Annotated in this window: 12 protein-coding genes and 1 tRNA gene; 7 read left to right on the plus strand and 6 right to left on the minus strand. The window is 63.8% G+C overall.

Annotation, left to right across the window (positions count from 1 at the left end; all coding sequences use genetic code 11):
- Nucleotides 1–99: 99 nt before the first annotated feature.
- A complete protein-coding gene (locus ACETII_RS14790) occupies nt 100–507 on the minus strand; it encodes a VOC family protein (RefSeq protein ID WP_363347084.1) in 408 nt (135 codons plus the stop codon).
- Nucleotides 504–1,502 (minus strand): small ribosomal subunit Rsm22 family protein, encoded by a 999-nt coding sequence (locus tag ACETII_RS14795; RefSeq protein WP_472786000.1) that lies wholly within the window; start codon nt 1,500–1,502, stop codon nt 504–506. The genes ACETII_RS14790 and ACETII_RS14795 overlap by 4 nt, the downstream gene beginning before the upstream one ends.
- A 195-nt stretch (nt 1,503–1,697) precedes the next feature.
- On the opposite strand from ACETII_RS14795, the gene leuC reads away from it, so the two are divergent.
- Nucleotides 1,698–3,116: a 3-isopropylmalate dehydratase large subunit gene (gene leuC, locus ACETII_RS14800; protein ID WP_472786001.1), complete on the plus strand. Its 1,419-nt coding sequence runs from the start codon at nt 1,698–1,700 to the stop codon at nt 3,114–3,116.
- Nucleotides 3,117–3,264: 148 nt separating this feature from the next.
- Complete coding sequence (locus ACETII_RS14805; protein WP_472786002.1) at nt 3,265–3,693, plus strand: metallopeptidase family protein; 429 nt, start codon at nt 3,265–3,267, stop codon at nt 3,691–3,693.
- Between the two features lie 19 nt (nt 3,694–3,712).
- On the opposite strand, the gene ACETII_RS14810 is transcribed toward ACETII_RS14805, so the two are convergent.
- From ACETII_RS14810 to ACETII_RS14820, 3 genes are all read right to left on the minus strand, one after another.
- Nucleotides 3,713–4,456: a class I SAM-dependent methyltransferase gene (locus ACETII_RS14810; protein ID WP_472786003.1), complete on the minus strand. Its 744-nt coding sequence runs from the start codon at nt 4,454–4,456 to the stop codon at nt 3,713–3,715.
- Between the two features lie 140 nt (nt 4,457–4,596).
- On the minus strand, nt 4,597–5,022 hold the full coding sequence (locus ACETII_RS14815; protein ID WP_472786004.1) for a hypothetical protein: 426 nt from the start codon (nt 5,020–5,022) through the stop codon (nt 4,597–4,599).
- Between the two features lie 139 nt (nt 5,023–5,161).
- Nucleotides 5,162–5,434 (minus strand): hypothetical protein, encoded by a 273-nt coding sequence (locus ACETII_RS14820; protein WP_363347096.1) that lies wholly within the window; start codon nt 5,432–5,434, stop codon nt 5,162–5,164.
- A 179-nt stretch (nt 5,435–5,613) separates the two neighbouring features.
- On the opposite strand from ACETII_RS14820, the gene ACETII_RS14825 reads away from it, so the two are divergent.
- Nucleotides 5,614–5,769, plus strand: a complete 156-nt coding sequence (locus ACETII_RS14825; protein ID WP_363347099.1) for a hypothetical protein — start codon at nt 5,614–5,616, stop codon at nt 5,767–5,769.
- Nucleotides 5,770–5,857: 88 nt separating this feature from the next.
- Nucleotides 5,858–6,142 (plus strand): GNAT family N-acetyltransferase, encoded by a 285-nt coding sequence (locus ACETII_RS14830; RefSeq protein ID WP_472788174.1) that lies wholly within the window; start codon nt 5,858–5,860, stop codon nt 6,140–6,142.
- 69 nt (nt 6,143–6,211) lie between these two features.
- Here the strand turns inward: ACETII_RS14830 and ACETII_RS14835 are convergent, their stop codons facing one another.
- Nucleotides 6,212–8,059 (minus strand): ABC-F family ATP-binding cassette domain-containing protein, encoded by a 1,848-nt coding sequence (locus ACETII_RS14835; RefSeq protein WP_472786005.1) that lies wholly within the window; start codon nt 8,057–8,059, stop codon nt 6,212–6,214.
- Nucleotides 8,060–8,262: 203 nt separating this feature from the next.
- Here ACETII_RS14835 and ACETII_RS14840 point away from each other — a divergent pair, with 203 nt between their 5' ends.
- The 3 genes from ACETII_RS14840 to ACETII_RS14850 all read left to right on the plus strand — a co-directional run bounded on the left by ACETII_RS14840 (nt 8,263) and on the right by ACETII_RS14850 (nt 10,155).
- Entirely contained in the window at nt 8,263–8,385 is a 123-nt protein-coding gene (locus tag ACETII_RS14840) for a hypothetical protein (RefSeq protein ID WP_472786006.1), read from the plus strand.
- 114 nt (nt 8,386–8,499) lie between these two features.
- A tRNA-Glu gene (locus tag ACETII_RS14845) sits at nt 8,500–8,575 on the plus strand.
- A gap of 578 nt (nt 8,576–9,153) precedes the next feature.
- Nucleotides 9,154–10,155 carry a glycosyltransferase family 2 protein gene (locus ACETII_RS14850; RefSeq protein WP_472786007.1) on the plus strand — a complete coding sequence of 334 codons (1,002 nt, stop codon included), beginning with the start codon at nt 9,154–9,156 and terminating at the stop codon, nt 10,153–10,155.
- Nucleotides 10,156–10,219 lie beyond the last annotated feature (64 nt).

Genomic DNA, 10,219 nt, shown 5'->3' on the forward strand with positions numbered 1-10,219 from the left:
CTTAGCTCGGCTGGATTATGTGCCGCCCGGGGCCCGCAAGGCCCCGGGCGGTTTTGTTTTGCCCTTCCCCAAGCCGGTCACGCACAGCGGGGAAGGGGCCTACTTGTCCAGCGGCCCGTTCAAAATCCAGCGGTGGCCAAACGGGTCGCGCAGGCTCGCGTAGCGGGTGCCCCAGAAGGAATTTGTCGGCTGCGTCTCGATCTTGGCGCCGAGCTTCGCCGCACGGGCGCAAATGTCGTCGACCTCTTTGGCCGAGTCATATTCGAGACTGACCGAGACGGTGGCGCTGTCGCCCGGCATGGGCACGCGCGTCTGGCCGAATTCGGGGAAGAAATCGGCGAGCATCACCGAGCCGCCGTTGATCACCAATTCGCAATGCGCGATGCGCAGCCCGTCGACGGAAGGCATGATCGCGCGCTGCTTGGCGTCGAAGGCGCCTGTGTAGAAGGCGATGGCGGCGGCGGCCGGGCTGACGGTCAGATAAGGCGCAACCCTTGGTCGGTTCATCCATCTGCCTCCGGAAGGGCGGCCCATGAGTCGCCCCAGTCTTTCTTACGATTCCCTTCATAGCGAGCCTTGTCCCGCTTGGGCAGGAAAATTTCGCGCAGGCCCGCGGCTTCGCAGCTTTTCAACGCGATTCCCGCCTTGCTCTGACGCGCCGGGGCGAGGATGCGCCCGGCAGGCGGCGTCCCCGCGCGCGCCGCGATGAGGTAGGCGTATTTCTCGTCCTCGAAAGGGGCCTCGGCGCCTTTCAACGCTTTGTGATCGCGCGACCGCGGCAGCCGCACCGAGAAATGACACCAGTCGGGCGGCGTGAGCGGGCAGGGCAGCCCATGTGGGCAGGGGGCGAGGATGGTCGCGCCAAGCTCGATCAAGCGGGCGCGAACTTGCATGAGCCGCGCATGGTCGCGCGGCGTCCCCGGTTCGACCACGGCGAGGGAGCCGCCGGTCACCGACCAGAGCGCGTCCGTCACCTGCGCCAGAGCGGCGTCGGCAAGTTCGGTCAGAGCATAAGCGACGACGACGAGGTCGCGCGGCGCGGCTGCCTCCCTGCCGAGCCTCGTCATGTCGGCGGCGACGATGCTGGCGCGCGCGACCTGCGCCACGCCACTCTCGGCGGCGAGCGTTCCGGCGAGCGCAAGGAAGGCCGGGCTGCGGTCGATCATCTCCACGGCCTTAATTTCCGGCCAGACTTCGGTCGCGGCATAGGCGGCGGCGCCGAGCCCGCAACCGACGTCGAGCAGGCTTTTCGGCGCGAATCCCGGCTGTTCCGCCGCGAAGCGCCCGAGCGCGGCGGCGACGGCCGCATAGGTGGCCGGCATCCGGGTCAAGGCATAGGCGAGGGCGTCGGTTTCGCCGCGGATCGCGTCGCTCGTGGGCTTATGGGCGCGGTAGCTCTCCGACAGGCGGCGCGCGCTCTCGGCGAGGGCCTTGCGCGGCCGGCGCTCGAGCTGCGCCGCCATTGCGGCGGCAAGTCCGGCGGGCAGGGAAGCTGCGCTCATGCCGGGCAGGGTGGCGTCGGGGCGGGCGGGCGGCGCGATCTCTCTTCCATGCGGCTTGCGTTACGGTTAGAAGAGCCTCAATTCAAGGGGCGCTTTGCTTCCTCCGCCCGACGCGGAGAGGCCGGGCGGCCCAATCCTCGCCGCCTCGCGGGGAATGCGGGACAGCCGCAGCCTGCGGCTCTGAAGGAAAGAGATATGTCCGCCAATTCGTCTGCGCCGCGCACGCTTTACGACAAAATCTGGGACGACCATGTCGTCGACCGCCAGGATGACGGCGCCTGCCTGCTTTATATCGACCGCCACCTTGTCCATGAAGTGACGAGTCCGCAGGCTTTCGAAGGCCTGCGCATGACCGGCCGCAAGGTCCGCGCGCCCCAGAAGACGCTCGCCGTCGTCGACCACAATGTGCCGACGACGGACCGCTCTCTGCCGATCGAGGACCCGGAGAGCAAGGCGCAGGTCGAGCAGCTCGCCGTCAACGCCAAGGAATTCGGCGTCGAATATTACAACGAGCACGACCGCCGCCAGGGCGTGGTGCATATCGTCGGGCCGGAGCAGGGCTTCACGCTCCCCGGCATGACGATCGTCTGCGGCGACAGCCATACGTCGACACACGGCGCCTTTGGCGCTTTGGCGCATGGCATCGGCACTTCGGAGGTCGAGCATGTGCTCGCCACCCAGACGCTGATCCAGAAGAAGGCCGCCAATATGCTGGTGCAGGTCGACGGCAAGCTCGCCGACGGCGCGACGGCCAAGGACATCATCCTCGCGATCATCGGCGAGATCGGCACGGCCGGCGGCACCGGCCATGTCATCGAATATGCCGGCGAAGCCATCCGCGATCTGTCGATGGAAGGCCGCATGACGGTCTGCAATATGTCGATCGAGGGCGGCGCCCGCGCCGGTCTCGTCGCCCCCGACGAGAAGACCTTCGCTTATCTCAAGGACCGCCCCAAGGGTCCGAAGGGCGAGGCTTTCGACATGGCGCGGCGTTACTGGGAGACGCTCTTTAGCGACGAGGGCGCGCATTTCGACAAGATCATTCGCCTCGACGCGAGCAATCTGCCGCCGATCGTCACCTGGGGCACGAGCCCCGAAGACGTCGCCCGCATCGACGGCTTCGTGCCGACGCCGGATTCAGCGAAGACCCCGCAAAAGCGCGCAGCCATCGAGCGCGCGCTCGCCTATATGGGTCTCAAGGGCGGCGAGCGGATGACAGACATCGAAATCGACCGCGTCTTTATCGGGTCCTGCACCAATGGCCGCATCGAGGATTTGCGCGCCGCCGCCAAAATGGTCGAGGGCAAGAAGGTCAATGAGCGGGTCAACGCCATGGTCGTCCCCGGCTCGGGTCTCGTGAAGGAGCAGGCCGAAGCGGAGGGGCTCGACAGGATCTTCCGCGCCGCCGGCTTCGAATGGCGCGAACCGGGCTGCTCCATGTGCCTCGCCATGAACCCGGACCGGCTGGCGCCCGGCGAACGCTGCGCCTCGACGTCCAACCGCAATTTCGAGGGCCGCCAGGGCTTCAAGGGCCGCACCCATCTCGTATCGCCGGCCATGGCGGCGGCGGCCGCGGTCGCCGGCCGCTTCGTCGACGTGCGAAACTGGCGTTAAAAACGAAAGGGGCGGCAAAGCCCCTTTTTTTTGCTTCGGCCGCAAGGATTCGCGGGACTGGCGCAGCGTGGCCCTGGGGGCCGCGGCTAACGACTTTCCTGGCCTTGCGACTTGTTGAAGCGATGCGGCCGGCGCCATAGTCCGGCCCATGAACGAATCATCTGTGAACTGGGGCCGGCGGACCGCCCCGTCGCTTGCCGACATCGAGGCGCTCGCCGACTCCGCCTTCAAAGCCCTTCCTGAGCGCTTCACGCGCCTGTGCGAGGGCGTCGTCGTTCGCGTCGAGGATTTCCCCGACGAGGAGACGATGGACGCGATGGCGTGCGAAACTGACTTCGATCTTCTCGGCCTGTTTCGAGGCCGTGGGCTGACCGAGGGCGAGCACCTCGCCGAAACCGGCGCCGAGCCGAACATGGTGTGGCTCTATCGCCGCCCGATTCTCGACTTCTGGGCGGAAAGCGAGGATACGCTGGCCGATATCGTCACCCATGTGCTGGTGCATGAAATCGGCCATCATTTCGGCCTGTCCGACGCCGATATGGAAGAAATCGAGCGGCAGGCGTCCGAGCGGGATTAGGGGTCGACGATATCGCGAACTATCTCACGCATTCGATGAAAGCGATTGTCGGATGGTCGAGAAATAACTTCCAGAAGTCGCGCCCGAACGCTTTCTCTCCCTCCGGGGAGAGCCGTGGCGCGCGCCAGTGAACCTGCGAGAAACCGGCCGCGCAGAACGCGTCCTCGTGGATCTGTTTGTCGAGGAAGTAGTTCTCGATGTCGAAGAAAGTCCCGTCCTCCTGAAAGATGCGCCAGGTTATCGGGGCGCCTTCTCTCACCCCGCCATTGATCTTCGCCTCGAAACCATATTGCCGGTAGGATCGGTCGGCGTCGAAGTCCAGCATCGGACTGCTGTTGACCGTGATGAAACGCCCCCCAGGCTTGAGACTCCGCGCGACTGCGTCGCACATCTGTTGCAGTTCGCGCCGGTCGTGGGCGTAATTGAGAAAATAGGCGGCGAAGGCGAGATCGAAGGCGCCCTCGAAAGGCAGGTCCTTTCCGTCGCCGATGTGGTACTCGACGCCCCCCAGCGGCCGCTTTGCTTCTTGCGCCTGCGCAAGTTCGATCATGCGCGCCGAGAGGTCCACCCCGATGACGTGCGCCGCGCCTCTTGCGCGAAGGCGTCGCGTATAATGGCCCTCGCCGCAAGCGACGTCGAGCGCCGACTGGCCGTCGAGGGCGGGAATGAGCTGATCGAGCGTGTAAGCCTCAATATGGATTCGCCAGGGATGCTGCTTGGCGCGTTGATACTCTTCGGCGATCGGATCATAATCAGTCGTCATGGCGCCCTGCCTCCCGCAAGTGCGCCAGCTTAGGCGGTTGGCATGCGCGTTTGCAATCATTGCGCGCGCCTGACGGCGTCAATGTGCCCGACTGTTTTCGGCGGCGCATCGGCGGCTTCCCCGCCTCGGGCGGGGGCGCCTCAATACTCGATGAACGGCGCGTTTTTCAGCCGCCGCCGACGTTCTTCACGCGTTTCGCTCGCCGGCTCTATCGTCGCGCCGTCGATGTCGCCGAGCGCCGCGGCCGCGAATGTCACTTCGCCCGTAAAAGGCTGGCGCTTGGAGAAGGGGACGAAGCGGTCGGGCGAAAGGATGGCGGCTTTCTCTTGCGGCGCCGTGGCTTGAACCAGTCGCGCCCCGTTCGGCGAATAGCGCTCGCAGTCACGGGCGCCGGAAGCGCGCGACGCCATGCAGGCGCTGCGAGATGCGCCGGGATAGGATTTCCCCTGGGGCGCCGCGACCGCGACCCAAGGAGGCGCGAGGAAGAGAACAAAGACGACAAGCCCGCGATATCTGCCCGCGCGCACCATCCGGGCCGGGACGGCGAATGCATTTGTCCTGGACATCGACGAATCGCCCAAAGCAGACTTAAGCTGGTTATATTTCAGTTAGTTGGCTTTCACTCGTCAAGCGCGAAGCTTGCGCGGAGCTTGCGTCGATCTGCGCAAGGTAAGGATTTATTAAATTTCGCGCCAACCGATCTGTCTAAGGACTGAGGACATAGATCGGGACGAGGACAAGGGATAACGCCAGCGTTCTGATGACGAGACCGACCGGGAAGCCGACGCAAATCCAGTAGAGGAGGTTGTTGGGGAGGTCGGCGAAATACAGCATGAGCTCGGGCCTCAGCCGCGAAACCCATAGCATGTAGACAGAGATCGCGGCGCTGAGCGCGATGACGAACTCCACCCCAAAACCGAAGTTCGCCGCACAAATCACAATAGCGACGACTATGCTGAATTTCAGGAGCGCGTGCATGGCTTCGCCCTTTTCTGGGAGACGCCTTCTTCCAAAAAAAAATGGGGCGGCGGGAGACCCGGACAACAGGGCCTTTCGACGCCGGCCGCAACAATGACGTAACCGGGCCAAGCTAATGTCTCTTTTGACGACTAGGCGCTAAGCGCGGCGCATCTCGCGCGGCAGGATCCGGAGGGCGCATGATCAGCAAGTTAATGGGCTCGGCGCTGTTGCTGCACGGACTCGAGGCGGCAAGGGTCAGCGACCTCGAGGCGCAAATTCTGTTGCTCGCGGGAGCCTTTTTGATCATCCGCGGCATAAGGCTGAAAGAAGCCAGACTGAGCCGTGGCCGCTAACAGCGGCGGCGTCGACAAATTCGCTTGTCTGTCGGAGCGGTTTGCGCCTTTCCTTCTCGACGCCCAGTCGGGGAACAAGGAGGACGCGATGAACCTGCAACGCCGTGCGGTGCGACAGAATGTCGAGAAGAGCCGGTTCGAGTTGCCGGTCGACGGCGAGGTCGCGCTTGCCGATTATGTCCTGCGCGACAGCGTGATGCTTTTCACCCACACCGAAACGCCGCCCGCTCTGCAGGGGCGAGGAATCGCCTCGGCCCTGATAGAGGGGGCGCTGCTCTCGGCGCGACAGCAGGGGCTGAAGGTGCGGGCGAGCTGTTCCTTCGTCGTGGACTATCTCGCACGACATCCCGAGTTCGCCGACTTGCAGGGCTGAACCAAGCTGAAGCGAATTCTGCGGCGTGTCGGCAAATGCCTCGCGGCGCGCCTGTAATGGTTTCGCGCCTTATGCGCCGTCCGCCTCGCTGGCCAACTCCAGCCATTGCTCTTCCGCGGCGGCGAGCGCCTTGGCGAGATCCTCGCGCTGGGCCGCGAGCTTGGCGGCCTCCTGCGGGTTGCGGACAAAGGCGTCCGGCGCGGCGAGCGCTTCGTCGACGCGGGCCAGCAGGCCAGTAAATTTTTCGACCTTGTCCTCCGCGGCCGCGAGCTTGCGCCTGATCTGCCCCGCATCGCGGCGCCTCGGCGCCTCGGGCGAGGGCGCCGCCGGCGCGGGCCTGGGCTCCTCCCCCTTGGTCTTCGACAGCACTACGCGCGCATAATCGTCCATGTCGCCGTCGAAGGGGCGTACCGTTCCCTCGTCCACGAGCAAGAGCCGGTCGGCGCAGGCGTCGAGCAGATAGCGGTCGTGTGAGACCAGAACCACCGCGCCCTCGTATTCATTGACCGCTTCGATCAGGGCGGCTCGGCTATCGATATCCAGATGGTTCGTCGGTTCGTCGAGGATCAGGAGATGCGGGGCGTTGAACGAGGCGACGCCGAGCAGCAGCCGCGCTTTCTCGCCGCCGGAGAGATTTGCGACCTTGGTGTCCGCGCGGGCTCCTGAAAAACCGGTCTGCGCCGCCCGCGCCCGCACCCGGGCCTCTGGCGCGTCGGGCATCAGCCGTGAGAAGACGAGATAAGGCGTGTCCTGCTCGTTGAGGTCCTCGATCTGGTGCTGGGCGAAAAACCCCGCCTCCAGCCTGGCGGCGCGCACCATCTTCCCATCCATCGGCGCGAGCCTCCCGCCGAGCAGCTTGGCGAAGGTGGATTTGCCGTTGCCGTTGGCGCCGAGCAGCCCGATCCGGTCGTCGTTGGAGAGGGAGAGCGTCAGACGCGAGAGAACCACGCGCTCGCCATAGCCGACAGAGACCCGCTCCAGCGCGATGATCGGCGGCGAAAGCGGCTTCTCCGGCGAGGGCAGGTGAATTGGCAGGACGCTGTCATCGACGATCGCGGCGACCGGCTCCATTTTCTCGAGCATTTTGAGCCGCGACTGCGCCTGCCGCGCCTTGGTGGCCTTGGCTCGGAAGCGGTCGACGAAGGCCTGCAGGTGTTTGCGGCGCTCTTCCTGCTTCCGGGCGCCCTTTGCCGCGAGCAGCTGCGCCTCGCGACGCTGCTTCTCGAAAGCCGAATAATCGCCTTTGTAGAGGGCGAGCTTGCCGCGTTCGAGGTGCAAAATATGCGTCGCGACGGCGTCGAGGAGGTCGCGATCGTGGCTGATGACCACAACGCTCGCCGGGTAGCGCGCGAGATAGTCGACGAGCCAGAGCGTGCCTTCGAGATCGAGATAATTCGTGGGCTCGTCGAGCAGCAGCAGATCCGGTTGGGAGAACAGCACCGCGGCGAGCGCGACGCGCATGCGCCAGCCGCCTGAAAATTCCGACAAGGGCCGGCGCTGGGCGGCGGCGTCGAAACCGAGCCCGTGGAGAATCGCCGCGGCGCGGGCGGGGGCGGAATGGGCGTCAATGTCCGCCAGGCGGGTCTGGATGTCGGCGATGTCGTGAGGGTCGTGCGCGTTCTCGGCTCGGGCAAGAAGCTCGGCGCGCTCGCGGTCTGCGGCCAATACGAAGTCGATCAGGCTGGTCGGCCCGCCGGGCGCTTCCTGCTCGACCCGGCCGAGCCTCGTGCGCGCGGGCAGGGCGATAGTCCCGGACTCCGGCGAAATTTCCGCAGCGATCAGACGGAAAAGCGTGGTCTTGCCGGCGCCGTTGCGGCCGACAAAGCCGGCGCGGCATCGGCCTGGCAGGAAGACGCCCGCGTGATCGAAAATGAGGCGGTCGCCCAGCCGGTAGGTGAGGTCGTTGATCGTGAGCATGGTCGAGAGCCCAGTAACAGGCCAGGGCTGGCGCCGCCAGACTTGAGTTGGACCGGCGGCCCCGCGACGCCTGTTCGCCGAGTCACGTCAGTCTTGGGCGAGGCGCGGCGCGCCAAAATGGCCCACGGTTTGCTTCGTCTACGACGAGGTCAAGAATGAGGGAGCCCGAGGCGGATCAACCAGAGACGAGGAGGCATGGCGTCATGCACCCTGACATGGAAGCCTATCTATGGATCACGGTTAAAGCCTTTGGTCTTGCGCTCGTGGGGATCTACGCCACGCGCATTGGTCTTTACGCTTACGAAGCCATGACGTGGGGGATTTGAACCCGTCGAAGCGCGCCGGCGCGGCGGGGCAAAATGTCTTCTAGACAAGGCTTGTCTTGCGCGCCGCGCGCCTCTATACAGCCCTCGCTGCGCCGCTTCGCGCCGCGCAGGCCCGCGCCCATCGTCTAGAGGCCTAGGACGTCGCCCTTTCACGGCGAAAACAGGGGTTCGAATCCCCTTGGGCGCGCCAAATCAATGCCAATGAATGCGGGATGCGTGCGCTTCGGATGCTAGACGCATTCAAATGGGCGGAGCGGTTCACGTCTCGCGCTCAAGCCAGTGGATACTGCGGCGAGGTTGTCTTCCTGGCCGGCCCGATGCTCAAGGACCTGGCGCTCACCCTTAGACTTGCTCGGCTCCAGCGGCGGTCCGGGCATTTGGCATGCCAGCGACCCGAAAGTCGCTGCGGAAGCGCGCTGACGCTTTCGTCTGGCCCACTGCAGGTCCCCACTTCTGCCTGAGATTTGGTGAGGCGGAGGTTGGGTAAGATCAAGTCAGCGCGGGCTTGGCGGCTTTACGTGCGGAGCCTTGACGCTCGAGCGGCGGACATTGCTGTTCACATCAGGATTGAATAGGCTAGAGCCAGCGCTCGGTTAAAGGCTCCTCCTGTCTAAGCGCGGGGTAAAATCACTGGAAAACAATGAAAGCGTCGCCGCCCCGCGCAACTTGCCTCGCGCGGAGCGCTGGTAGCAAGGCGATCGGCGTCCAACAATCGAAGCTATGCCGTTTAAACAAACGGCTCGCGTGTCATGGATGTGTGGAGGAGCCGTGAAATTATCTATTGCTATGGCGACGTATAATGGCGCGCTGTACATTGAAGAACAATTCAAGAGTTTCTCGGCTCAGACATTATTGCCGGACGAATTGGTAGTCTCCGACGACTGCTCCACCGATAGCACTCTCGATATCATCGAGGCTCTTGCAAGAGGGGCGGCGTTCAAGGTTCGCGTGCACCGCAACGAAAAGCGGCTTGGTTACGCGCGAAATTTCGAGAAGGCGCTGTCGCTATGTGAAAACGACCTCATCTTCCTCAGCGACCAGGATGACGTCTGGTTCCCTGAGAAGCTCAAATTGGTTCGAGACGCCTTTGTCTCTCACCCAGAAATCGAGGTCGTGATCAACGACGCGGAAGTAGCCGACGCCCAGTTGCATCCCAGCGGCGCAACAATGCTCTCAAATTTGAGAAGAGCTGGCTTGAATGATCGCCTTTTTATCACTGGCTGCTGTACGACAATTACAAGAAAGTGGAGAGATTTCATTCTACCACTCCCCAGTGACGATGTCGCCCACGATCTTTGGATAAACATTGCTTCCTTTTATACGGATAAGCGGCTCGTACTTGAGCGGCCGCTCCAATACTATCGAAGGCACCAAAGCACCGCCACTGACTGGACCGTCAGTAGCGCAAAGCCGCCTTCCTTACTCAAGGTGATCATGGATCACCTTTTTGCTGATAGTTCTTCAGGATGGACGAGGACGCGTATCCTTGCGCAATCAGTTCGCGATCGACTGGCTGATAAGTCGCCGCCGCACATGCAGCCATCCGATGTCGAACGCAGTTTGCGACGGATTGAAAGCGAAATCCGGTTATTGGATGGACGCCTCATGGCGGTGTCCAAGTCGAGAATTCTGCGCGCTCCGTTGATAATAAGCCTGCTGACCTCCGGCTCGTATGGCGCGGCCAAGGGTTGGAAGAGTGCGCTGCGCGATTTTCTAGCCCCTCGCACGCAAGCCGCCGAGGAGCCGCCGCCTTCCTTCACCCTCCGGTAGCCTCGACTTACCTCGCGATCCTATCGGCGCGTGATACGGCGCGCGTGAAGACGGTGACGTGCGC

It is taken from the genome of Methylocystis sp. NC52PC, from assembly GCF_055698645.1.

What these genes read in the sequence shown, in the direction of transcription:
- ACETII_RS14815 (WP_472786004.1), bottom strand. Translation starts at nt 5,022, where the DNA reads ATGTCCAGGACAAATGCATTCGCCGTCCCGGCCCGGATGGTGCGCGCG.
- ACETII_RS14840 (WP_472786006.1), top strand. Translation starts at nt 8,263, where the DNA reads ATGCACCCTGACATGGAAGCCTATCTATGGATCACGGTTAAAGCCTTT.
- ACETII_RS14825 (WP_363347099.1), top strand. Translation starts at nt 5,614, where the DNA reads ATGATCAGCAAGTTAATGGGCTCGGCGCTGTTGCTGCACGGACTCGAG.
- ACETII_RS14805 (WP_472786002.1), top strand. Translation starts at nt 3,265, where the DNA reads ATGAACGAATCATCTGTGAACTGGGGCCGGCGGACCGCCCCGTCGCTT.
- ACETII_RS14820 (WP_363347096.1), bottom strand. Translation starts at nt 5,434, where the DNA reads ATGCACGCGCTCCTGAAATTCAGCATAGTCGTCGCTATTGTGATTTGT.
- ACETII_RS14835 (WP_472786005.1), bottom strand. Translation starts at nt 8,059, where the DNA reads ATGCTCACGATCAACGACCTCACCTACCGGCTGGGCGACCGCCTCATT.
- ACETII_RS14795 (WP_472786000.1), bottom strand. Translation starts at nt 1,502, where the DNA reads ATGAGCGCAGCTTCCCTGCCCGCCGGACTTGCCGCCGCAATGGCGGCG.
- ACETII_RS14830 (WP_472788174.1), top strand. Translation starts at nt 5,858, where the DNA reads ATGAACCTGCAACGCCGTGCGGTGCGACAGAATGTCGAGAAGAGCCGG.
- leuC (WP_472786001.1), top strand. Translation starts at nt 1,698, where the DNA reads ATGTCCGCCAATTCGTCTGCGCCGCGCACGCTTTACGACAAAATCTGG.
- ACETII_RS14790 (WP_363347084.1), bottom strand. Translation starts at nt 507, where the DNA reads ATGAACCGACCAAGGGTTGCGCCTTATCTGACCGTCAGCCCGGCCGCC.
- ACETII_RS14810 (WP_472786003.1), bottom strand. Translation starts at nt 4,456, where the DNA reads ATGACGACTGATTATGATCCGATCGCCGAAGAGTATCAACGCGCCAAG.